The sequence below is a fragment of the Rhodococcus sp. NPDC019050 genome, assembly GCF_055664235.1.
Map to the genome: position 1 here is coordinate 80,664 of NZ_JBVOON010000003.1, position 24,295 is coordinate 104,958.

The window sequence follows — 24,295 nt, forward strand, 5'->3', positions numbered from 1 at the left end:
GCGGTGACGCACTAACTCAGGGATTCGAGATGGACCGCCTCGTCGAGGGGACGCCCCTGCCGCCAGCCGAAGCGTTCGAGGTCGGGAACCTCCTGCAGACGCGAGACCGGGCCGACACAGAGCCACGCGATCGGGCGGACGGGGTCGTGCGCACCGACGAATTCGCGGAGGAATTCTTCCTCGTAGAACGACACCCAGCCCACGCCCAGCCCCTCGGCCGTGGCCGCGAGCCACAGGTTCTGGATAGCGAGAACCGCGGAGAACAAGCCAGACTCGTCGACGGTGTGCCGTCCGAGGATGTGCTTCCCGCCGCGCGCCGGATCGTAGGTGACGACGATTCCGGTGCGCGATTCGGCGATGCCCTCGACCTTGATCGGATCGAAGGTGCGTCGCCTGTCCTCGGGGAGCGAATCGGCGAACGCCTGCCGGCATCCGGCGACGTGGTCGGCGAACGCCGCCAGGCGCTCCGGGTCGCGAACGACCACGAAATCCCACGGCTGGGTATTGCCCACGCTCGGTGCGTGATGCGCCGCGGTGAGGACGCGGTGCAGTACGTCCTCGGCAATCTCCTCGCCGCTGAACTCGGCGCGCACGTCGCGGCGCATGCGGATGATGTCGTACAGCGCGTCGCGCGCTTGGGCGGTGAACATGATCGTCAGGCCGGCACGACAGCTTCGATTGCCTCGATGACCTCGGGTGCGTCGGGTTCGGTGCGAGGCCGGAAACGTGCGGCGACGGTGCCGTCCGGTGCGATCAGGAACTTCTCGAAGTTCCACTGGATGTCGCCGGCTTCCCCCGAAGCGTCGGGATGCTTGGTGAGTTCGGCGTACAGCGGGTGCTGGTTGTCGCCGTTGACCTCGACCTTCTCCATCAGCGGGAAGGTGACCCCGTACGTGGCGGAGCAGAACTCCTGGATCTCCTGGGGTGTGCCCGGTTCCTGTCCCATGAACTGGTTGCACGGAACGCCGATCACGATGAGCCCACGGTCGGCGTAGTCGTTCGCAAGCTGCTCGAGCGCGCCGTACTGCGGGGTCAGGCCGCACTTGGACGCGACGTTGACGACGAGCAGGGCATGTCCCTCGTACGCCTCGAGGCTCGTGGGCTCACCCGACAGGGTGTTGATGGTGATGTTCTGCAGTTCGGTGGTCATGCCTACAAGCTAGCCTGCCCGGAGTTCAGCCCTCGGGAATTGCGGCGCCGGACGGCATCCCGGCCGTGAGGTATGCCTCGTACACCGGCCGCCACGGCATCGCGCCGGCCGAATGCGGACCCTCGACGGGTTCTCCCGCAAGGGCCGATTCGAAGGCGGCGAGGCAGACGGTCCATCCGGTCGCGGTGCGCGCCGCGGTGTCGCGAGCCTCGAGGACGTCGACGAAGACCAGGGTGGTGCCGTCGGGCGTCGGAGTCAGTTCGAAGTGCAGTTCGTCGCCGCCCCAGGTGTAGACGAGCCGGTACGGCGCGTCGGCGACGAGGACCTTCCCCGTGGTGGGTGCGGCGTTCGGGTCGCCGGAGAACTCGACGGTTCCTCCCGGCTGCAGCTCGATCACCACGTGGGACGGGAACCAGCGCCCGAGTTCGTCCGGGTCGGTGATCGCGCGCCACAGCCGTTCCGGCGGGTGCGGGTAGGTCCGTTCGAACCGCACGGCGGGTCGTCCGTCGAATTCGATGTATTCGCCTCGAGCGTTCATGACGAGTCCTTCCGGTCCGTGTCGGCCGGGTCCCCCGAGTGGACCGCGGAATCCGGTCGGCCGGTCGTGTCGAGATGGTCGCCCAGTGCATCGAGACTGTCGTTCCACAGTCGCCGGTACGGTTCGAGCCAGGCGTCGAGCCGCGCGAGAGCCCGCGGTTCCACGGTGTAGATGCGCCGGGTTCCTGCCTTGTGGACCTGCACCATCCCTGCCTGACGCAGTACGCGCAGGTGTTTGGACGTCGCCGGTTGGGAGATTCCCAGGCGTTCGGAGAGAGTGCCGACGGTGCAGCCGCCCTCTCGCCGGATGAGTTCGAGCATTGCCCGGCGATGCGAGTCCGCGAGTGCGGACCAGAGTGCGTCGTCCACCCGGCCAGTATGCCTGTGGGGTTATATTCCGGTCAAGGAATATTTATACAGAAAGCGCCGACGCCTTCCCATAAGGTCAGGCGCCGACGCTCGGCTGCGGATCGATCTTCACGCGAGAGCGAGGAACAGTTTCTCGAGTTCCGTCTCGGTCATCGGCTCCCTGCTTCCATCGGCCGTCTCCGTGAGGCACTCACGCAACCCACTGGCGACGATCTTGAACCCGGCGCGGTCGAGCGCTTTCGACACCGCCGCGAGCTGGGTGACGACATCCTTGCATTCGCGCCCCTGCTCGATCATCGAGATCACCCCGGCGAGCTGCCCCTGCGCGCGGCGCAAACGGTTGAGTACCTGAGCGATGCTTTCGTCGTCGCCGACCATGTGGATTTCCTTTCCCGAAATGTCTACCAATCGTACCCCTAGGGGTATTGAAACCGTGGAATGCCACTTCACGGCGGCACCCTCGTCCGCGCGCTGTACGTCCGCCGTCATGCGGGCGCTGCGGCCACTCTCCTCCATCGCCGCAGCGGGCAATGCTCGGAACGGGTGCACATATAGGTGGCGCCGCCTGCTGCCAGAGTGAGCACCGCCGCCGCGATTCCGACTGCCGGGTGGAGTTCCTGCGCGAGAATCACCGACGACATCAGCAGAACGAACCAGCCGAACCCCTTGCGCAGGGCTTCGGGGTCGACCTTCGAGGTCAAGCGGCCACCGATCAGGCTTCCGACGACGGCCGCCCCCGTGACCATCGCCGCCAGACGCCAGTCGATCTGCACCGCCGAGAGGTAACCACCCAGGCCGGCGAAGGACTTCATGGCGATCACGATCAGCGACGTGCCGACGGCGATGGGCATCGGGAGTCCGCCGAGCAGAGCCAGGGCGGGCACGACGAGGAATCCTCCCCCCGCACCGACCAGTCCGGTGACCATACCCACGACCACGCCGTCGATCAGGATCTTGCCCACCGGCATGGACGAACTGTCGCCCGCCGCGCCCTTGTTCTTACGGCCACGCAGCATCGCGATCGCGGTGGCGATCATCATCGCGGCGAACGCGAGCAACAAGATGCCGCCGGGAACGAACCGGGAGAGCAGTCCGCCGGCGTAGGCACCCACCATGCCGGCCAAACCGAACAGGATGCCGGTGCGCCACTGGACGCGGCCGGCCCGTGCGTGCGAGATCGCGCCGACCGCGCTCGTCACTCCCACGACGAGCAGGGAGGTCGCGATGGCCTCCTTCGGATCCATGCCCGCAACGTAGGCCAGCAAGGGAACGGTCAGGATCGATCCGCCCCCGCCGAGCAGTCCGAGGGTCACGCCGACGAGGACCGCCAGCGACACGGTCAGGGCGATCATGGTCGGCCGCCTTCGGCCGGAGCGGGTTTCGGCGCGAGTGGGCCGGAAGTGGTGTTCATGGAGTCTTCGATTCGGGGTGCGATCGGACGGGTGCATACCCCGGGGGGTACTTGACATACCCTAGGGGGTATGTGTCAATCTGTCTACATCCCCGGAACACCACCTTGGAGCCGGCTAGGGAGGAACCATGATTCTCGAGCAGTACTACATCGAATGCCTGTCCCACGCGTCGTACCTGATCGGCGACGAAAGCACCGGACGGGCGATCGTGGTCGACCCCCGCCGCGACATCACCGAATACCTCGCCGACGCCGCGAAGCATCACCTCACGATCGAAGGCGTGATCAACACGCACTTCCACGCAGACTTCGTGTCCGGGCACCTCGAATTGGTCGACGCGACCGGCGCGTGGATCGGCTTCGGCGAGGCCGCCGAGACCGACTACCCCATCCGCCGGTTACAGGACGGAGAGCGAATCTCCCTCGGCGACGTCCAGCTCGAGATTCTCTCCACACCGGGACACACCTGGGAGTCGATTTCGGTGCTGGTACGCGAGCATCCCGACGCCGTTCCGTCCGCCGTCCTGACCGGCGACTCGCTGTTCATCGGCGACGTGGGCCGGCCCGATCTGGTCAACCTCGGTGACGGATCCACCAGCGACCTTGCCCGGGCGATGTACCGCACTGTGCACGAGAAACTGCTCACCCTCCCCGACGAGGTGACCGTCATGCCTGCACACGGCGCCGGATCCTCCTGCGGTAAGAACCTGTCCACCGAGCTGACCTCCACCATCGGTGAGCAGCGACTGACCAACCCCTCGGTTCAGCCGATGAGCGAGGACGACTTCGTCGCGCTGGTCACCGAGGGCCAGCCTGCCGCCCCGACGTACTTCTCGGCCGACGCCGCCATGAACAAGCGGATCCATCCGCTGCTCGCGCAGGACCACACCATCCCGGAACTGAGCCCGGCACAGGTCAAGGCGGAACTGGCCGCCGGCACCCGTGTGCTCGACGCGCGCAGCGTCGACGACTTCGCCGACGGGCACCTGCGCGGATCGGTCAACGTCGGGTTCGACGGACGCTTCGCCGAGACCGGCGGCATGGTTGCCGAGGTCGGCGAGCGGATCGTGCTGATCACCTATCCCGGCGAGGAACAAGAGGCAGCAGTGCGCCTCGCCCGCATCGGATCCGACAATGCGATCGGCTACCTGACCGTCCCGCAAGATGGTTCGTTCCCGGCCAAACTGGCCGACCTCGTACAGGCGGCGCATCGCACCTCCGTCGAAGAGCTCGACGATTTACTCGCTGCCGAGGCCGTGACCCTCGTCGACATCCGTAACTCGGGTGAGCGTGAGCAGGGAACCATCCCCGGCGCCGTGCCGATCCCGTTGGCACAGTTGCGCATTCGCCTCGAGCAGGTCCCCACCGGTAAGCCCATCGTGGTGCACTGCGCGGGCGGATGGCGCTCGAGCGTCGCAGCGTCGCTGCTCCGGGCACAAGGCTTCGACAACGTCTCGGACCTCGTCGGCGGATACAACGCCTGGGTCGAGGCTCACGCCACCGTGTGACCGTCCGTCCAGAACCGGCACACCACCTGATACGACAACCACATCACACGAGAAGCAACCCGCGCTCATACCCGAGGAGAATTCCCATGTGCTACCCCGTCGCCTGCCCGACCTGCGGAAAGACCGGATGGGACGGCTGCGGACAGCATGTCGACGCCGTCATGGCCTCCGTCCCCGTCGCCGACCGCTGCACGTGCAGCCAGGACGCCCCGGCGCCGGCACCGCACTCGACGTTGCGGTCGCTCTTCGGTCGCTGAGCGAGGCTCCACCCCCGAACAGAGGAGGCGGCGCCGGGGTCGAACCGAACGGTTCGACACCGACGCCGCCTCCGTCACGTCACGCCCGGTAGGCACCCGACGTTTCGAGCACCCAAGCGAACTCGAACGCCACTTCGCGCCACTTCTCGTACCGGCCCGAGACGCCGCCGTGTCCGGCACTCATCTCCGTCTTGAGCAGCAGTTGCGAGTCGCCGGTCTTGGTCGCCCGCAGTTTCGCGACCCACTTGGCGGGTTCGACGTAGAGCACCCGCGTGTCGTTGATGCTGGTGATCGCGAGGATCGCCGGGTAGTCCTTGGCTTCGACGTTCTCGTACGGGCTGTACGAACGCATGTACTCGTACACCGCGGGATCCTCGAGCGGGTTGCCCCATTCGTCCCACTCGATCACCGTCAGCGGCAGCGACGGATCGAGGATGGAGGTCAACGGATCGACGAACGGCACGTTCGCAAGAATGCCCGCGAACAGTTCGGGAGCGATGTTCGCGACCGCGCCCATGAGCAGTCCACCCGCACTCCCCCCGTCCGCGACGAGCCGATCCGGGCTGGTCACGCCCTCGTCGATGAGGTGCCGCGCGCACGCGACGAAGTCGGTGAAGGTGTTCTTCTTCGTGAGGGTCTTGCCGTTCTCGTACCAGTGCCGGCCCATCTCACCGCCACCGCGGACATGCGCGACCACGAACACCATGCCGCGGTCGAGCAACGACAATCGGGCGACCGAGAATCCGGGATCGATGCTGGCCTCGTAGGACCCGTAGCCGTAGAGCAGGGTCGGCGCCGGCCCGTCCGCCAGGTCTTTGCGCTGCACGACCGACAGCGGAATCCGGGTGCCGTCCTCGGCGGTGGCCCACTCGCGTCGCTGTTCGTACCGTGCGGGATCGAAGTCACCGAGCACCGGTTGCTCCTTGCGGAGCCGTAGTTCGCCGGTGCCGACGACGTAGTCGTAGACCCTGGTCGGGGTGATGAACGACGTGAAGCCGAGGCGCAGAACGGGCTGCTTCCACTCGGGGTTGCCACCCGGACCGACAGCGAACAGTTCCTCGTCGAACTCGAGTTCGGTGAGTTCGCCGTAGCCGTCGTCGGTGAGGGGCCACACCGCCACCCGGGTGAGCGCCTCACGGCGGTACCCGAGCACGAGGTGTCCCTCGAACGCCTCGACGTCCTCGAGACGCACGTCGTGACGATGCTCGACGAGCGTGCGCATCGACGACGGGTCGTCGACCGGAGCTTCGGCGAGGACGAAGTTCTCGGCCTTCTCCCCCGTCGCAGGATCGACGTCGTTGTGCATGATCAGCAGCCGGTCCCGGCCGCCGATCACCGCGTGCTCGGCGCCGTATTCGACACCCTCGCGACGCGGCAGGAGAACACGGAAATCGCCTGTCGGATTGTCGGATTCGAGGATCCAGCCCTCGGTGGTGATCTTCGATCCGACCCAGATCATCAGGTACTTTTCACTGCGGGTCGACCCGATCGACACCCAGTACCGCTCGTCGGGCTCGTGGAATACCTTCACGTCCTCGTCGCGCGGGGTGCCGAGCTTGTGCCGCCACACGGTGTCGGGTCGCCAGGACTCGTCCACCGTCTGATAGAAGACGTGGCTGTGGTCGAGCGCCCACGTCGCTCCCGGTGCGGTGCCGGCGATCTCGTCGGCGAGCAGTTCACCGGTCTCGAGATTCTTGAACCGCAGCGTATACCGCTCGTCGCCGACGACATCGGTCGAGTACGCCAGCAGCGTGCCGTCCTGGCTGATCGAGAACGCGCCGATCGAAAAGAACTCGTGCCCTTCGGCTTCCACGTTCCCGTCGAGCAGCACCTGCTCGCCGGGCAGATCGACGCCGGGAGCGACCTCGGGCGGCGTCCAGTCGTCCGCGTTCGTGATCGGTGCGCGGCACTGAATGCCGTACTGCTTACCTTCGACGGTCCGCGCGTAGTACCACCAGTCGCCCATCCGAGCGGGCACCGACATGTCGGTTTCCTGGGTGCGGGACTTGATCTCCTCGAAGATCGACTCACGCAAGGGCGCCAGGTGCGCGGTCTGCGCATCCGTCCAGGCGTTCTCCGCCTCGAGGTACGCGACGACCTCGGGTGATTCCTTGTCGCGCAACCACTCGTAGTCGTCGACGAACGTGTGGCCGTGATGGGCACGCTCGTGGGGAACCTTCTGGGCGACCGGCGGGGTCGAATTCGTGGAGGTCATCTGCGTTCAGCCGATCCAATCGTCGAAGGAGAGCCCGGAGATGCGTTCGTAGGCTTCGATATACCGCGCACGCGTCTTGTCGACGATGTACTGCGGGAGGGCGGGCGGTGGTGTGTCGGACGCGCGGTCCCAGCCGGACTCCTCGCTGGTGAGCCAGTTGCGGACGATCTGCTTGTCGAAGCTCGGCTGCACCTTGCCCTCTTCGTACTCGGCGGCATCCCAGTAGCGCGACGAGTCCGGCGTGAGCACCTCGTCGGCGAGCACCAGATTTCCCGCCTTGTCCAGGCCGAACTCGAACTTCGTGTCGGCGAGCAGGATGCCGCGTTCGGACGTGTACATCGCGGCGCGGCCATAGATGTCGAGGGTGTCCTGCCGCAACTTCATCGCAAGATCGACACCGAGTTTCTCCACGACCTGCTCGAACGAGATGTTCTCGTCGTGGTCACCGAGCGCTGCCTTGGTGGCGGGGGTGAAGATCGGCTCGGGCAGCGGGCTGGCCTCGACGAGCCCCTCGGGCAGCGCGACGCCGCAGACCGCACCGTTCGCCTGGTAGTCGAGGAGACCGGACCCGGTGAGAAAACCCCGGGCGACGCACTCGACGGGCACCATGTCGAGGCGCTTCACAATGAGCGCCCGGCCGAGAACTTCCTCGGGGATGCGCTCGTCGTCGGGCTCACCCGCGAGATGGTTGTTCGCGTCGAGCAGGTCGAAGAAGAACACGCTCATCGCGGTGAGGACCCGGCCCTTGTCCGGGATCGTCGTGTCGAGTACGTGGTCGTAGGCCGAGATCCGGTCGCTGGCGACGAGAAGCAGGTGCTCGTCGTCTACGACGTGCAGATCGCGGACCTTGCCGCCGGCGAGGTGGGGATAGGACTCGAGTGAAGGACGCACGCTGACACCCTAGTGCGCGATGCGGACGGGGACCGAACGCCGTGGCGGATATCCCATCGACGACAATGGTCCGGAACGGTGTTCGAAGCCAGGACAGGGGCGTCATGACTGCATCGTCACGGGTGGATGTCGGGTTCCGCTCCGAGCGCGGACCGATCCTCATCGCCTTGATGCTCGCGACCTCCTTGGTTGCGCTCGAGAGCACGATCCTCGCGACGGCGGTGCCCACGATCGTCGCCGACCTCGGCGGATTCACCCAGTTCCCGTGGTTGTTCTCCAGTTACCTGCTCACGCAGGCGGTGCTGGTCCCGGTGTACGGCAAGTTGTCGGACACCTTCGGCCGCACCCCGGTGCTGCTGTTCGGCATCGGGGTCTTCGCGCTGGGATCGGTGTTGTGCGCGCTGGCGTGGAGCATGCCCGCCCTCATCGCGTTCCGCGCCGTCCAGGGCCTCGGCGCAGGTGCCGTGCTGCCCATGGCGCAGACCGTCGCCGGTGACATCTACACCGTGGCCGAGCGCGCGAAAGCGCAGGGATATCTCGCGAGTGTGTGGGGGATGTCCGCGGTCGTGGGTCCGGCCCTGGGTGGCGTCTTCGCGGACTTCTGGTCGTGGCGGTGGATCTTCTGGATCAACGTGCCGCTGTGCGCGATCGCTGCATGGGTGATCGTCCGCAACTTCCATGAGGACCGTCCCTCCGGCAGCGCGCGACGCGTGGACTGGGCGGGCGCAGTGACACTCGCCGCGGGTGCGGCGCTGGTGATCCTCGGCCTGCTCGAGGGTGGCCAGTCGTGGGCGTGGTCCTCGGGCCGGAGCATCGGCATCTTCGCCGGTGGGATCGCACTGCTGGTGGTCTTCGGATGGATCGAGTCCCGCGCGGCCGAACCGATCCTGCCGATGTGGGTGCTCACCCGCCGGGTCCTGATCACCACGAGCGCCGTCTCGGCCCTCGTCGGCGCGGTCGTACTCGGGTTGACCTCGTACGTCCCGTCGTTCGTGCAAGGTGCTCTCGGTACGTCCGCACTGGTCGCCGGATTCGCCCTCGCCACGATGACCATCGGCTGGCCCATCGCCGCGTCGCAGTCCGGCCGGTGGTATCTGCGGATCGGGTTCCGGATGACCGGCCTGGTCGGTGCGGTGCCGCTGCTCGCCGGCGCGGTCCTGCTCACCCGGCTCGGAATCGGATCGTCGCCGTGGCACGTCGCGGGGTGTTGCGTGCTCATCGGTCTCGGAATGGGCCTGATCGCGAGCCCCGCACTCATCGCCGCACAATCGAGTGTCGAGTGGGCCGAGCGGGGTGTGGTCACCGGTGCCAACGCCTTCGCCCGCGCACTGGGAAGCGCCGTGGGTGTCGCCGTGTTCGGTGCGCTCGCGAACACCGCGCTGTCGCGTTCGGATGCGCCCTCCGGCCGATCCGTCCCGGACGCCGCGCAGCTTGCGGCGTCAGTCGCACCCGTCTTCACCGCGGTGCTCGTCTGCGCGGTCATCCTCATCTTCTGTGTCGCACTCATTCCGAACCGCCGGCAATCGGAATCCGACTCTGCCTGAATGTAGTCAGGGTGCCCTAAGGTGTCCGCTATGACCAACGAATACGGGATGCTCCCCGTCCTCATCGAAGTGGCGAGGGTCGAGGACATCACGCCTCACATGCGCCGGATCACGTTCGCCGGCCCCGGCGTCGCCGAATATGCCTCCGTCCCGGGCCGGGTGCCGAACATCAAGTTGGTGTTTCCCCGCACGAACGGTCGACTCGAGGTGCCGGCCCGTAACGGATGGGGGCGGCTCGCATGGCCCGATCCGACCGTGAAACAGCAGGTTCGCACCTACACGGTCCGCCGTCTCGACCCCGAGACCGCCGAGATGGACATCGATTTCGTCAAGCACGGCGACGAGGGCCTCGCGAGCGGCTGGGCCGAACATGCCCGCCCGGGGGACGTGATCGCTGCCGCGGGCGCGGGCGGAGTGACCGCCGGTGAGGCCGACTGGTATCTGATCGTCGGTGACGAGACGGCCCTGCCCGCCATCGGGCGAATGCTCGAGCACATGAGCGAGGACGCCACCGGTGTCGCCCTGATCGAAGTGGCCGACGAACACGAGCAGCAGGACCTGCGCCATCCCGACGGCGTGGAGATCCGCTGGATCCACCGCCACGGCGCCCCCGCGGGCACCACCGATCAACTGTTCGACGCCGCGACCGCCGTCGAGATCCCCGGAGGTGACGTCACGAAGTTCGCGTGGGTCTCGGCGGAGTCGAAGACCGTGCTGGCGATGCGCAAGTGGCTGCGCAACGAGGCAGGATTCGACCGTAAGGCCACGCTCGTCATCGGCTACTGGCGACGCGGGATGACGGAGACCGGCTACGGCAAGACCGCCGACCACGACCGGGTCGAGGACGAACACGACGAGGTCCTCCCCCACGATCACGACCACGATCACGATCACGATCACCAGCACGCTCACTGACGGACCACCCCGGTCGCGCGGATCGTTACAGACCGGATGTTTCGTTCTGCCGCGCGATCGGGCACCATCTCTGCGGTGAGGACCAGACGTGCAGGCAACGAGACCGTCGACGACATGACATACGTCCCGCTGGGATCGTCCGAGCATGCGGCGAGCCAGCTTCGGAATGCCAGGGCGATGCAGGACACGACCGACTATCAGTCACTGCGTTCCGCGATGGACGCCGAGTACTACTGGCGGGGCGTGACCGAGACCTTCCGGATCGCGGACGAGTCGTTCACCGCGGTATCCGGCGCGACGCGCGACATCACGGACATCTCCGCGCATGTGATGGCACGCGCAGCCGACTGGGTGGGCACCATCGAACTGGCCGCCGAAGGCAGCCGCCTCTACGGTGCCCTGGTGGCGTATACGCAAGGGGTGGGCGACGGTTACGCGGCCATCGAACTGTGGGCGCACGGCGTCCGCAATGCCCACTACTGAGTTCCGGCCGGCCGGCTGAACCCCACCCTGCCGTCCTGTGCGGAGCAGCAGCTACCGCGGCCGCTCGAGGTGGACGCGATCCCAGCGTCCGAGGTCGGCAGCGGCGTCGTACGTACTGCGCAGGAACGCCAGCACTTCTGCGTCGGGGTCGGTCGCGGTACGCACCGCCTCGTACGGCAACACGAACTCCCCCAACTCCGCGGCGTAGTACGCGGAATCCGGGCGCACCGGGTGCTCCGCGTAGCCGTCCGGCGCGGGGTACGCATACGAGTAGAACGCGCCTTCCTCGCCGCCGCCCGGCCAGAATCCGCAGCTGCTCAGCTCGTGCGAGTACGCCTCGGTCATCACCCGGTCGGGACAGTTGGGAATACCTCCGGGATGCGGCGGCGCGGGCCGTCCCGAAAACCGGGTACAAGCCAGATCCATTGCTCCCCAGAAGAAATGAACAGGACTGACCTTCCCCAGATAATCCGCCCGGAACTCCTGCAGGACGCGGTCGGCGCGGAGCAACTGCCGCCAGAACAGATGCGCAGCATCGGCGTCGTACGCACTGTGTTCGTCGTCCTGCGCGAACGGGATCGCGGGATCGACCTCGTTGGGAGTTCCGTGGATCCGGATCTCGATGCCCAGCTCTTTGAGGGCACCGAAGGTCCGCGAGTAGAAGTCCGCCACCGGCTGCGCCGTGAGGGGAACGACGCTCCTGCCGCCCTCGCTCGAGCGGATGTTCAAATTGTGCTCGTAGAAATCGAATTCGAGGTCGAAGACGCTGCCGCCGTAAGGAATCGACGACGTCCCCAGTCCGCGCGGGGTGACGTACAGCGTGGACTGCCACCAGTGGTTGATCGGCGGCGACTGCGCGAGCCGGATCTTGCCGACGATCTGCAGCCACATGTGCAGGGTGTCCCGAGTCGCAGCCCAGTCGGCCACACGCAGGCTCGGCCACTCCTCATCGGGAATCACTACCGGTTCGCTCACGACACCTCCCGCGGTTGGGAATCGACCCTACTCGGCCGCGCCGCCGCTCGGGCTCCGTCGCGCGGATCGGCCACGGCAACGGCGACTCGGACGCCCGTCAGGCCACCTGTTCGAGATGGTCGGAGTCGACGAAGCGACGCAGTGTCGGCATGGTCAGGTACATCGCCAGCACGAGTACGGCACCCGCGGCGCCGTACACGGGCAGTGCCACCGAGATCGGTGCCACCGACGCGATCACGCCCGCGGCGAGCGCACCGAGCGAGGTTCCCGCCGTCACCTGCGCCGACCAGACACCCGCGATCCGTCCGCGGTACTCGTCGGCCGTGTTCCGCTGGACCGTCGCGTACCGGACGACGTCGGCGAGCGAATCACCGAATCCGTACGCCGCCAGACCCAGCAGGACGATCGCGGTCACGCTCGTCGCGCCCGCACCCGCGAGACCAGCCGACGACACCGCCATGAGCACGAAGACGACCAGCCCGGAGCGCCGGACCGACCCCGTCCAGCCGCTCGTGAGCGAACCGAGAACCGCACCGACAGCGGGGGCGGCGTAGAGCAGGCCGATCACCGACGGCCCCGCGCCGAGCACCTCGTCGGCGAATGCCGGAAGCAGCACAGCCCACCCGGTGAGCAGCATCGCTGCGAAGCCGGCGACGAGAACCTGCCCGATCACGCGAGTGTGGAAGGCGTACGTGAAGCCCGTGACGATCGACCGCAGCGGCGACTCTTCGGCGACCGACGCCGGTGGCAGTGACGGCAACCGGGTGATGCAGAAGGTGGTTACGACCGTGGTGAAGGCCGCGAGCGCGTACGCGAGCCCCACGCCACCGGCCGCGATGACCACACCGCCCAGTGCGGGTCCGATCATCGAGCCGAGATCGGCCGTCAGGGCCATGAGTGCCCCTGCGGCGGCGAGTTTGTCGCGCGGCACCAGGCTGGGGGTGACGGCCATCAGCGCAGTCGCCGAGATCCCGCCCGCGACCCCGTCGACGACGGAAATGACGTAGATCGCCCACATCTGCGGTTCGGGCAGGTAGGCGTTGATCGCGAGCAACGCGAACGCGACCGCTGCGGTTCCGCGCGCAAGGGCGATCACGTTCCGCCGATCGAACCTGTCGGCGAGGACACCGCCGACGAAAGTCGCGGCGAACGTGGTGATCCCGAGGACCGCCGTCACTGCCGCGACCTGCGTCGTGGAACCGGTCAGCTGGTAGACCTGCACCGGAACAGCGACGATGAGGAATCCGAGCCCGAGCAGCGAAACCGCTCGCGCCGTGAACAGATACCGGAATTCGCGGCTCGTCCGGATGGGATCGATATCGATGATCAGTTTGTCGAGGAGCGCCACGGCGTTCGGCTCACTGTCCGCCGAGCAGCACGCACCACTGCTCGAGATCGGGTTCGGAGGCGAGCGACACGAAGTCGACGTCGGCACCGGCGCTGCGCCACTGTTCGACCAGAGCCATCAGGCGCACCGAGTCGAGTCCCTGGTCCACCAGGTTCACCGTCGGGTCCAGCTCGTCCGGTTCCACTTCGAGAATGCGGGCGGTGTCGGCGAGGATCGTCGTGCGGTCGATCATGTTCTTTCTCCTTCTACTGGCTGGTACGGGCGTTGTCCGCGCCGGTCGGGGATCAGTGGTCGGTCAGTGCCGCCAGTGCCTGCGCCCAGCGCGCAGCCAGCATCTCGAGCAGGTCGGCGTCGACAACCCCGGCGGCCGCGGCGAATTCACAGTCGAGGACGGGTCCGTCCTCGGTGTCCTCGGTGATCGCATCGACCTGCAGGACGTGGTCGAGCGGAGTCGACGGATCCACGGACCCGCCGAGTGCCGGTGCTTCGGGCGCACCCGCCCACGGCGCTCCGGTCTCCTCGCCGAGCGTCATCCGGCCGAGGTAGTTGAACACCACGTCGGGGCGGCGATACCCGCTGAACAGATCGGCGAAATCCGGGTTGAGGCGTTGCAACAGGCCGAATCCGATCCCGTTGTCGGGCAGGGACCGCATCGCGCGGCGGGCGCGGGCGAGAGCCTCGGCTGCCGTCGGCCCGCCGGTGAGCGCGTCGTCGACGTCGATGCCCGTGAGGTCGAACGCGATCGGGAACATCGACGTGAACCATCCGACGGTGCGAGAGATGTCGGCACCCGGCACCACCTCTTCCTCCCGTCCGTGCCCTTCGAGTTCCACCCGCACGGTGTCGCCGCCGCGCACCGACGCGACGGCGAGGGCGAGGGCGCCGAGCAGCGTGTCGTTGATCGACTCACCTGCGAGGACCCGCTTCGTCACCGCGACAGGTATGCGCACGTGGGTCGAGCGAAGGGCCGAGACCGTGTCGACGGCAGGATCGAGAACCCGGTTGCCCAGGGGTGGTTCGGACGCCGTCAGCGCCGGTTCCCAAGCCGACCACGATGCGACGATCCGTTCCGACCGTGACGCCTCGGCAAGACCTGCGGCCCAGGCGCGGAACGGGGTGCCGGCGGCACCGAGCAGGACACCGCCACCGCGCGAGGCCTGTTCGACTGCGTCCGCGAGGTCCGGCACCAGGATCCGCCACGACACACCGTCGACGACGAGGTGGTGCACGGCGACGAGGACGCGGCCCGGGCGGCTCGGCCCGAAATCGAACCAGACGACCTGGAGCATGATCCCGTTAGCCGGATCGAGCGCGGAGTAGACCCGTTCCCGTTCGGCGGCGAAGAGTTCCTGCCACCGCTCGTCGTCGGCGCCCGCGTCACCGAGACAGGTGGCATCGACCCGCCGGACCAGAGCATCGACAGGCGGGATCTCGGAGTCGCTGTCGCCCGGAACCGTCCAGGCCGCGCCGGTACCGGGGGTGACGACCGCGCCGGTGACGAACCGGGATCGCAGCATCGGATGTGCGGCGAGCAGCGCCCGCACCGCGGTCTGCAGCGCGGGCAGGGCCAGCCCGACCGGTGCGACGAGCAACCGCGCTTGGGAGAAGCGGTTCAGGTTGCCTCCCCAGCCGAGGGCCTCCCACACGATCGGGACGAGCGGCACATCACCCGTCTCCTCACCGGCGCCGAAGACTCGCTCGGACGCCGGGCCGGTGGTCTCGGCGGCTGCCGCGAGATCGGCCACGGTGCGGAGTTCGAAAACCTGGCGGGTGGTGATGCGTACCCCGGCGGCACGCGCCTTGGAGACGAGTTGCATGGACACGATGGAGTCTCCACCGAGGGAGAAGAAGTCGTCGTCGGCGCCCACTCTGTCGAGCCCCAGCACGTCGGCGACCACTGCGGCCAGCGCAGCTTCGGCGGGAGTGTTCGGTTCGCGTGACCCGACGAGCGCCGCGAAATCGGGTTCGGGCAGCGCCTTCCGGTCCACCTTGCCGTTCACCGTCGACGGGAAGCGGTCGACCACCACGACGACCGCGGGGACCATGTAGTCGGGCAATGTTTTGGCGGTGACCGCCCGGACTGCCACCGGGTCGACGTCACCGTCGGGTGTCACGTAGCCGACGAGCCGAGCGACGCCGCGGGTGTCGGTGTGCGCCACGACGACCGCGTCGCGGACACCGTGCACCGCGGCCAGCGCTGCCTCGACCTCGCCGAGTTCGACGCGGAAACCCCGGATCTTGACCTGGTCGTCGCCGCGTCCGAGGAACTCCAGCACGGTGTTCCCGTCCGCCCCTGCCACGCGCCTGACGACGTCACCGGTGCGATACATGCGGGAACCGCTGCCGCCGAAGGGGTTCGGGAGGAACCGGGTGCAAGTCAGATCGGGGCGGCCGAGATAACCGCGAGCGACACCGTCACCGGAGATGTACAGCTCACCGGCGACACCAGGCGGGACGGGCCTGAGCATCGAGTCGAGGACGTACGCGCCGCCGCCGTGCACCGCACTGCCGAGACACGGGGTGTCGGCATCGGTGACCTTCCCGACGAGCGAATCGACGGTGCATTCGGTCGGCCCATACAGGTTGAACGCGCGCCCGTCGGTGAGTTCCCGGAGCCGGCGCCACGACGCGGGCTTGACCGCTTCGCCGCCGAATCCGACCGTGGCAGGCCGGTGCGGATGGTCGTAGAGGCCTGCGGCGAGCATCCGGTCGAGGAACGACGGCGTGACCTCGAGGAAGTCGAGGCGATGCTCGATCGTGTACTCGACCATCCGTTCCGGATCGCGCATCGTGTCCTCGTCGAACACGTGCACGGTGTGGCCGTCGAACATCCAGAGCGTCGGCTGCCACGAAGCGTCGAAACCGAACGACCACGCGTGGCCGACACCGACGACCTCACGCTGTGACGCCGCGACCGTGGGCAGGTACAGGTCGGCGCGGTGGCTGTCGAACAGGTTGAGCAGGTTGGCATGCGTCACGGCGACGCCCTTGGGCAGCCCGGTGGATCCCGAGGTGTAGATGACGTACACCCCGTTGTCCGGTCGCAGCACCGCGAGACGGTCCGCATCGGTCACTGCCGTGGCGGGTAGCGACGCGAGCGCGCTCCGGGTCGCGGGGTCGTCGAGAATGACCACGGGGGTGTTGCCGGCGACCGCCGCGATCTGCTCGGCGACCGCCGCGACCGTCACGATGACGCGTGGACCGGAGTCGGAGATCATGTGCGCCAGACGATCTGCGGGGTACGACGGATCCATGGGCACGTAGACCCCGCCCGACCGGATGGCTGCGGCGATGGCCACGATCATGTGTTCGGACCTGGGCAGCGCCAACCCCACGACCGTCTCGGGCGCCACTCCCGCACCGATCAGCAGGCGCGCGAGTCGTGCGGAGCGATCCCCGAGTTCGGCGAACGACAACGTCACGGCACCCGAGACGACCGCTGCTGTCTCGGGAGTGCGGGCGATTTGTGTGTCGAGCAGGCCGGCGACGGTCGTGGCTCCCGACCGCGGTGCGTGGGCGGTTTCCGACCGCGCGAGCATGTCGCGCCGTTCCGCGGCGGTGAGCACATCGAGGTGCGCGACGGGTACCGGCCGGTCCGCGACGAGCTGGTCGAGAATCCGTACGAGACGTTCCCCCACCGTTGCGGCCTGGCGTTCGCCGAAGACCGCGGGCTGGTATTCGAGCACCAGGCGCAGGGTGTCCTGCAATCCCGCGACGAGGACCAGCGGGAAGTTGGTCGCGTCCGTACCGTTCATCGCGGACACCCGGACTCCGCTGTCGCGCTGGGCGCGATCGAGTGCGTCCCGGTCCACCGGGTAGTTTTCGAACACCAGCAGCGTGTCGAACAGTTCGCCCACTCCGGCGGCACGCTGTACGTCGGCGAGACCGACGTACTGGTGATCCATCAGCCGGTTCTGCTCGCTCTGGGTGCGCGACAGCAACTCCGCGACCGATTCGTGCGCACCGGTCCGCACGCGCACCGGGACGGTGTTGATGAACAACCCGATCATGGACTCGACGCCGGGGACATCCGGCACCCGCCCGGAGACGATCGCACCGAACACCACGTCCGTCCGTCCGGTGAGCGACGCCAGCAGTAGTCCCCAGGCCGTCTGCACCACGGTGTTGACCGTGACGCCGCGGGCGCGGCTGACGGAGGCGATCCGTTCGGACAGCGTGTCGGGCACGGGAATCGTGACTTCGGCGGGCAGTTCGGCATACATCGACGAACCTGCGGGCGCGACGAGGGTCGGCTCGTCGACGCCCGACAGCGCCTCGCGCCACACCTCGAGCGCGGCGGTACCGTCCTGGCGGTCCAGCCACGCCAGATAGTCCGTGAACGGCACCGCGCGCGGCAGACCCGACGCGTCACCCCCTGCGGCATAGATCTGGAACAGTTCCTGCACGAGCAGTGGCGTCGACCATCCGTCGAGGATGAGATGGTGCGCCGTGAACACCAGACGCGACCGGCCACCGGACAGTTGCAGGAGACAGAATCGGACGAGCGGAGCGGTCTCGGCCACGAACCGCTCGACGCGGTCCTGCTCCACGAGCGTGTGGACGCGCCCGCGTGGATCCTCCTCCGCGGAAAGGTCGATCACCTCGAAGGGGGTCTCGACGCTCGCGGCGACAACACCGACGGGGATGCCCGTCTCGGAGACGCGGAAACCGGTGCGCAGTACCGCGTGCCGCTCGATGAGCCGCCCGATGCTGCGGCGCAGCAGCGCGACGTCGACGATGCCGTCGAGATCGAGGACGGACTGCATCGTGTAGACGTCGACGCTGTCTTCGTCGAGCCGGGACAGGAAGTACATGCCGCGCTGCAGCGGGGTCAGCGGCACGACGTCCTCGAGTCCGCCGGTTACGGTGCGGGCGAGTTCGGCCGTTTCCTCGACCGTCAGACCGTTCGCGGTCAGGTCGGACGGGGTCGGCGCGATCGCGCCGGGCTCGTCCGCCACGCGGGCCAGGGCGACCAGTGCATCCGTCCACGCGCGGGCGATCCGCTCGACGGTAGCGGCATCCAGGATGCCGGTGGCGTAGGTGAATTCGGCCGACAGTACCGGGCAGTCCGCGCCGTCGTCGGTGATCGCGTCGACGGCGAGCACGTGGTCGAGCGGGGTCGCCGGGTCCACGGTGCCGCCGAGTGTGGCAGCTTCGGGTGCGGCCGACCACGGCGCAGCCGCGCTCTCACCGAGGGTCATCCGTCCGAGGTAGTTGAACATAACCTCGGGGACCCGGTAGTCGGTTCGGCCGTCGTCGCCGGACAGGTGTCGCAGGATTCCGAATCCGATTCCGTTGTCCGGCATGGCTCTGAGCGATTCCTTGACGTGCGCGAGGCACAGGGCCACGTTGTGGGGGTTCGCACCGAGATCGAGCACGACCGGGTACATCGAGGTGAACCAGCCGACCGTGCGAGACAGGTCTGCGCCGGGCACTATTTGCTCCTCGCGACCGTGCCCTTCCAGATGCACGCGCAACGCCGACCCGCCACGCACCGAGGCCACCGCCATGGCGAGCGCGGTGAGCAGCACGTCCGCCACCCCGGTGCGGAAGGCTGCGGGAACCGAGGTGAGGATCCGGGTGGTGATGTCGCCGGGCACCTGCACCTCGACCGACGCCGACGTCGCCACCGTGTCGTGCGCGGGGTCGAGTGGGCGCGTGCCCAGCGCGGTCGTCTCGGTGCCGGTGCCGGCCGACGCACGCGTCCACACCGCGCGGGACTGCGTTGTCCGCTCGGAGGATACCGCGTCGACGAGACCGTTTGCCCAGTCGCGGAACGAGGTTCGAGGTTCGTCGAGTGCACCGCCTGCACCCCTGCCGGCGCGGTCCACAGCGTCTGCGAGGTCGGGGACCACAATGCGCCAGGACACCCCGTCGACCACCAGGTGGTGAGCGATGACCAGCACGCGCCCGGGAACCTCGGGCCCGGCGTCGAGGAAGACGAGTTGCAGCATCACGCCGGCCGCCGGATCGATCCTGTCGCGCGCAGAGTCCTGAGCGGCTGTGAATGCGGCCTGCCACCCGTCGGCGTCGAGTCCGCGCACATCCACACGCCGGACCAGTGCGGCGGCGTCGGGAACGTCGGCGGGCACGACCCATGTGGCCGGTCCGCCCCCACCGTGCGGCGTGATGAGGAAACGCGATCGCAGCATGTGGTGGGTGGTGAGCAATTCCCGCACGCCCGCGACGAGATCGTCGGTCGCCAGACCGGGCGGCGCGACCAGCAACCGGGACTGGGTGAAACGCCGCAGCGCATCGGCGGGCATGTGCGCCAGAGTGTCGTGGACGATCGGCGTGAGCGGGACCTGTCCGGTAGCCGAAGAGCGCTCCCGATCCGCCTCTGCCGCGGGCGTGGTGTCGTGCGCCGCCGCGATCGCCGCGACGGTACGCAGTTCGAAGACCTGACGCGCAGTGATCGCGACGTCCGCGGCCCGGAGGCGGGCCACGAGTTGGATCGAGACGATGGAATCTCCGCCGAGCGCGAAGAAGTCGTCGTCGACTCCGACGCGCTCGAGACCGAGCACGTCGGCGAACGCGCCGCACAGCGTCTTCTCCAGGTCGGTGGTGGCCTCGCCCGAACCGGTGAGGGCCGCGAAATCGGGTGCGGGAAGCGCTTTCCTGTCGATCTTGCCGTTCGCCGTCACCGGAAGGGCCGGTAGAACGACCACGGCGGCGGGAACCATGTACTCGGGCAGGCGCGTCCCGAGATCGGCGCGCAGGTCACGGGGGTCGAGCGCACCCTCGGTCACGACGTAGGCGACCAGCCTGGTGACTGCTCGCTCGTCGGTGTGGGGAACGACGACGGCCGCCCGCACGCGCGGATGAGCAACCGCCGCGGTTTCGATCTCACCCGGTTCGATGCGGTAGCCGCGGATCTTGACCTGGTCGTCGTCGCGTCCGACGTACTCGAGGTTTCCGGTCTCGTTCCAGCGCACCACGTCACCGGTGCGGTACATGCGTTGCCCGGCGCCGGCGCCCGCGTAGGGGTCGGCAACGAACCGGTCGGCGCTGAGGCCGGGCCGGCCCAGATATCCGCGCGCGACCCCGGTTCCGGAGACGTACAGTTCCCCGTCGACTCCGGGAGCGGTGGGCCGGAGCCAGCGATCGAGCACGTACAGCCGGGTGCCCGGCGTCGGTCCGCCGATGGTGACGCCCTCCCCGGAGATCCGGGCGTACGAGGCGTCGACGGTGCATTCGGTCGGGCCGTAGCAGTTGAAGGCCTCGACGCCGGATGTGGCGAGCTCGCGCCACAGTCGGCTGCTCACGGATTCACCGCCGACGGTGACCTTGGCGGGCCGGTGATGGGAGGGGTCGAGGAGACCACCGTCGACCAGTCGGCTCATGAGTACGGGCACGGCGTCGACGTGATCGATGCGGTGCGTGCGCACGTAATCGACGAGGTAGGACACGTCGGTTCGGTGCTCGTCCGACGGCAGGTACAGAGTGTGCCCGTCGAACAGCCAGGTGAGAGCGGCGACGGCAGAGTCGAACGCGAAGGGGTAGGTCAGCAGTACCCGCCACTGTCCGTTCCGTGGAGCGCGCACCCCGGCCGCCATGAGGATATCTCTCTGCGCGGCAGCCAGATCCGCGAGATTTCCGTGCGAGACGACGACACCCTTCGGCGCGCCCGTGGATCCGGAGGTGTAGATGACATATGCGGCGTGTCCCGCATGCAGCGCCGCACAACGGTCACCGTCGGTGACGGGGTGCGACGGCAGTGCGGCGCGCGCTTCGGCGACGTCGGGATCGTCGAGCAGCAGCACGTCGGTTCCGTCGAGCACGCCGCCGAGTTCTTTCGCTACCGCGGTGGTGCTGACGACGACGGTGGGTGCGGCGTCGGCGATCATGTACTTCAGGCGGTCGGCGGGATACGAGGGGTCGAGTGGCAGATAGGCACCGCCGGCGGCGAACACCGCCGTGATCGCCTCGACCATGACGGGTGTGCGCGGCAGGGCCAGGCCGACACGGTCGTCCGGTCCCACACCACGCGCGATGAGCAGGCGGGCGAGACGCGCGGACTCGGTACCCAAGCGTCCGAAGGTTATTCGTTGGTCGTCGCCTACGAGGGCGAGAGCGTCGGGACGCGAATCGAATTGCCCGGCGAGCACATCGACGACGGTTCCGCTCGACGGGACGGCGGGTGCCTGGGACCAGGAACCGAGCACGCGCTGCCGGTCGCGTTCGGGCAACACGTCGAGCCGAGCGACAGGGACGTTCGCGCCGGACGCGAGAGCCTCGAGGATCGCGACGAGCCGGGTACCGAGAGCGGCAGCGTCGCCCACGGTGAACAGCGACGGCCGGTAGTCGAGCTCGACGACGAGGTCGTCGGCGAGACCGGCGGTGAGGACGAGCGGATAGTTGGTGGCGTCGTGCGCTTCGACGCCGTCCACGGAGATGCCACCGGCCCGTTGCGCGCGCTCGAGCGCGTCGCGGTCGACGGGATAACTCTCGAAGATGGTCAGGGTGTCGAAGAGTTCACCGATCCCCTTGTCGCGCTGGATGTCCGCGAGTCCGAGGTACTGGTGGTCGACGGTCCTCGACTGGTCGAGCTGGACCTGTCGCAACAGGTCGGTAACCGTGGCGCGCGGATCGAGACGAACGCGAACGGGCACGGTGTTGATGAACAATCCCACCATGGATTCGACACCGGGAAGTTCCGGCGGGCGGCCCGAGACGGTCGCGCCGAAGACGATGTCGTCGCGTCCGAGCAGGTCGCCGAGGAGCATTGCCCACGCGGTCTGGAGGACCGTGTTGAACGTGACCCCCGCTGTCCGGGTCAGCGCCGCGACCCGATCTGCGAGACCTGCGGGCACGGGGACGGTCAGGTCGTCGCACGGCTCTGCGGTGCGGGTGGAACCCGGCGGAGCCACCAGGCTCGGTTCGGCCAGGTCCGCGAGGGTTTCGTGCCACAACTCGCGGGCGGCATCGCGATCCTGGCGTTCGAGCCACGCCAGGTAGTCGCGGTAGGGCCGGACCGAGGCGAGCGGGGTGCCGGTGCGCGCGTCGTCTGCGCCTGCCGCATACAGCTCGAGCAGTTCCCGCACCATGATCGGTGTGGACCACCCGTCGACGACGATGTGGTGCGTGGTGAGCAGCAACCGGACGTCCTCGGCGCCGAATCTCACGAAGTGCCATCGCACCAGGGGCGGCTGGGTGAGGTCGAACCACGTGCGGAGGTCGGCGTCGACCAGGTCCTGCAGCCGTCGCTGCGCCTCCGGCAGCGGCGTCCCCGTCAGATCGACACTGTTCCAGGGTGCTTCGACACCACGCACCACGAGCCCGGCGGTGCGCCCGTCCTTGCGTGGCCGAAAGCAGGTCCGCAACGAGGCGTGCCGGTCGAGCAACGCCTGCGCCGCCGTGCGCATGCGCTCCTCGTCCACCGCACCCGACAGATGCAGAACCGACTGAACGGTGTACGCGTCCGGTTCGGTGGCGGCATCGTGCGCCGACGCGTCGGGAGCGGCGACCGTGCTCAGGTAGAGCAGGCCCTGCTGCAACGGAGAGAGCGGGACGATGTCTTCGAGCGCAGTGGAGCGAGTCATGGCTGCTTTCCGGGCGGGGACGGGCTTTTCGGACACGACGAGCACGGCCCCCGAGTCGGGGACGTCGGGGGCCGTTCGGTCGGTGGCAGCCGCGGTGATCGACCGCGACGGTTGTTACTGCTTCTGGCTCGCAGGCAGCTTTTCGAGTGCTTGGTCGATGGAATCGAGTGCCAGCAAAGCGGTTTCGTAGGTAGCGGCGTTGGCGTGGCGGACACCGACGAGGTTTCCGGCCTTGACGGCGGGAAGGTTCTGCCACAGCGGCGAATCGAAGACTTCCTGCAGTTCGGCGGAGACCGAGCCGTCCGCTTCGAGGCCGTAGACGATCACGTCGGCGTCGGCGAGGTTCTGCGGCAACTGCTCGAGCGAGACGTATTCGCCGTGCACATCCGCGGGATCGACGGGCTCACCGGGGAAGGTGAAGCCGAGGTCGTCGAACAGGTTGGTGGTGTAGGAGGACTTGTACTCGCGGAAGAACTCTCCCGGCTCGGTGCCGCAGGTGCTGCACAGGCCGGCGAAGTTCAGGCTGCCGAGCGTGTCGGCGTACTTGTCGGCGATCTCCGAGGCACGAGCTTCGTACTGCGCCTTGGAGTCCCCGTAGGTGTCGGAGACGTTGGCGGCGTCGGCGTACTGCTCGCCGAGGTCCCGCCAGTCACCCGGGTTGGTGGGTCCGAGGAAGACGACAGGCGCGAGCGCCTCGAGCTTGGCCATGTCCACCTGCGACTGCACGCGGGCGGGAACGCCCATGATGATGAGGTCGGGCGCGGCGGCGGTGATGGCCTCGTAGTTCAGTTCGCTCGCCGCGCCGTCGGGTGCGACCTTCGGCAGCGCCTCGTATGCGGCGAGGGTCTCGTCGTCCATGCTGTCGATCTCGCGGGTCCATTCGCACACCGCCGCCAGGTTGGCCCCCGACTGGATGAGCGGGAAGGCGGCATATCCACACGCGACGATGCGCTGCGGGTCGGCCGGGATCTCGATAGCTCCGTTCTGCGCTTCGAACGTCCGGGTCGCCGCGGCCTCCGTGCCTTCCGAGGTGTCGCCGCTGTCGCTCGAGCAACCCACCAGGCCGGCGGTGAGCAGCGCGGCTGCACCGAGAACCGCGACGCTACGCGCCCGGCTACGTTCAAGAACCTGCATCACGTTTCTCCCACAT

General features: G+C 68.0%; 18 protein-coding genes. 5 read left to right on the plus strand and 13 right to left on the minus strand.

Annotated elements, in window-relative coordinates; genetic code table 11:
- Nucleotides 1-11: 11 nt before the first annotated feature.
- From bluB to AC0B44_RS05020, 6 genes are all read right to left on the minus strand, one after another.
- Nucleotides 12-650, minus strand: a complete 639-nt coding sequence (bluB, locus tag AC0B44_RS04995; RefSeq protein WP_471901823.1) for a 5,6-dimethylbenzimidazole synthase — start codon at nt 648-650, stop codon at nt 12-14.
- A 5-nt stretch (nt 651-655) separates the two neighbouring features.
- On the minus strand, nt 656-1,150 hold the full coding sequence (locus AC0B44_RS05000) for a glutathione peroxidase (protein ID WP_471901824.1): 495 nt from the start codon (nt 1,148-1,150) through the stop codon (nt 656-658).
- Nucleotides 1,151-1,175: 25 nt separating this feature from the next.
- Nucleotides 1,176-1,688 carry an SRPBCC family protein gene (locus AC0B44_RS05005; RefSeq protein ID WP_471901825.1) on the minus strand — a complete coding sequence of 171 codons (513 nt, stop codon included), beginning with the start codon at nt 1,686-1,688 and terminating at the stop codon, nt 1,176-1,178.
- The gene (locus AC0B44_RS05010; protein ID WP_471901826.1) at nt 1,685-2,056 is read right to left on the minus strand and encodes an ArsR/SmtB family transcription factor; all 372 of its coding nucleotides are present in this window, start codon (nt 2,054-2,056) and stop codon (nt 1,685-1,687) included. The genes AC0B44_RS05005 and AC0B44_RS05010 overlap by 4 nt, the downstream gene beginning before the upstream one ends.
- A gap of 108 nt (nt 2,057-2,164) precedes the next feature.
- Nucleotides 2,165-2,434 (minus strand): metal-sensitive transcriptional regulator, encoded by a 270-nt coding sequence (locus AC0B44_RS05015; RefSeq protein ID WP_471901827.1) that lies wholly within the window; start codon nt 2,432-2,434, stop codon nt 2,165-2,167.
- A gap of 107 nt (nt 2,435-2,541) precedes the next feature.
- Nucleotides 2,542-3,408, minus strand: coding sequence for a sulfite exporter TauE/SafE family protein (locus tag AC0B44_RS05020; protein WP_471901828.1), 867 nt, complete (start codon nt 3,406-3,408; stop codon nt 2,542-2,544).
- Between the two features lie 187 nt (nt 3,409-3,595).
- On the opposite strand from AC0B44_RS05020, the gene AC0B44_RS05025 reads away from it, so the two are divergent.
- Both AC0B44_RS05025 and AC0B44_RS05030 read left to right on the plus strand, forming a co-directional pair.
- Nucleotides 3,596-4,975, plus strand: coding sequence for an MBL fold metallo-hydrolase (locus AC0B44_RS05025; RefSeq protein ID WP_471901829.1), 1,380 nt, complete (start codon nt 3,596-3,598; stop codon nt 4,973-4,975).
- 86 nt (nt 4,976-5,061) lie between these two features.
- Nucleotides 5,062-5,232, plus strand: coding sequence for a hypothetical protein (locus AC0B44_RS05030; protein ID WP_471901830.1), 171 nt, complete (start codon nt 5,062-5,064; stop codon nt 5,230-5,232).
- A 79-nt stretch (nt 5,233-5,311) separates the two neighbouring features.
- On the opposite strand, the gene AC0B44_RS05035 is transcribed toward AC0B44_RS05030, so the two are convergent.
- Nucleotides 5,312-7,447, minus strand: a complete 2,136-nt coding sequence (locus AC0B44_RS05035; protein ID WP_471901831.1) for a S9 family peptidase — start codon at nt 7,445-7,447, stop codon at nt 5,312-5,314.
- Nucleotides 7,448-7,453: 6 nt separating this feature from the next.
- Nucleotides 7,454-8,338, minus strand: a complete 885-nt coding sequence (locus tag AC0B44_RS05040) for a phosphoribosylaminoimidazolesuccinocarboxamide synthase (protein WP_471901832.1) — start codon at nt 8,336-8,338, stop codon at nt 7,454-7,456.
- Between the two features lie 104 nt (nt 8,339-8,442).
- On the opposite strand from AC0B44_RS05040, the gene AC0B44_RS05045 reads away from it, so the two are divergent.
- The 3 genes from AC0B44_RS05045 to AC0B44_RS05055 all read left to right on the plus strand — a co-directional run bounded on the left by AC0B44_RS05045 (nt 8,443) and on the right by AC0B44_RS05055 (nt 11,280).
- Complete coding sequence (locus tag AC0B44_RS05045) at nt 8,443-9,882, plus strand: MDR family MFS transporter (protein WP_471901833.1); 1,440 nt, start codon at nt 8,443-8,445, stop codon at nt 9,880-9,882.
- 30 nt (nt 9,883-9,912) lie between these two features.
- Entirely contained in the window at nt 9,913-10,797 is an 885-nt protein-coding gene (locus AC0B44_RS05050; RefSeq protein WP_471901834.1) for a siderophore-interacting protein, read from the plus strand.
- 75 nt (nt 10,798-10,872) lie between these two features.
- A complete protein-coding gene (locus AC0B44_RS05055) occupies nt 10,873-11,280 on the plus strand; it encodes a hypothetical protein (RefSeq protein ID WP_471901835.1) in 408 nt (135 codons plus the stop codon).
- Between the two features lie 51 nt (nt 11,281-11,331).
- Here the strand turns inward: AC0B44_RS05055 and AC0B44_RS05060 are convergent, their stop codons facing one another.
- The 5 genes from AC0B44_RS05060 to AC0B44_RS05080 form a co-directional block, all read right to left on the minus strand.
- Entirely contained in the window at nt 11,332-12,255 is a 924-nt protein-coding gene (locus AC0B44_RS05060; protein ID WP_471901836.1) for a DUF5996 family protein, read from the minus strand.
- A gap of 97 nt (nt 12,256-12,352) precedes the next feature.
- Complete coding sequence (entS, locus tag AC0B44_RS05065; protein ID WP_471901837.1) at nt 12,353-13,603, minus strand: enterobactin transporter EntS; 1,251 nt, start codon at nt 13,601-13,603, stop codon at nt 12,353-12,355.
- A 10-nt stretch (nt 13,604-13,613) separates the two neighbouring features.
- The gene (locus AC0B44_RS05070) at nt 13,614-13,835 is read right to left on the minus strand and encodes a phosphopantetheine-binding protein (protein WP_471901838.1); all 222 of its coding nucleotides are present in this window, start codon (nt 13,833-13,835) and stop codon (nt 13,614-13,616) included.
- A gap of 52 nt (nt 13,836-13,887) precedes the next feature.
- Complete coding sequence (locus tag AC0B44_RS05075) at nt 13,888-23,145, minus strand: amino acid adenylation domain-containing protein (RefSeq protein ID WP_471901839.1); 9,258 nt, start codon at nt 23,143-23,145, stop codon at nt 13,888-13,890.
- Nucleotides 23,146-23,259: 114 nt separating this feature from the next.
- Nucleotides 23,260-24,279 (minus strand): ABC transporter substrate-binding protein, encoded by a 1,020-nt coding sequence (locus AC0B44_RS05080; RefSeq protein WP_471901840.1) that lies wholly within the window; start codon nt 24,277-24,279, stop codon nt 23,260-23,262.
- Nucleotides 24,280-24,295: the final 16 nt, after the last annotated feature.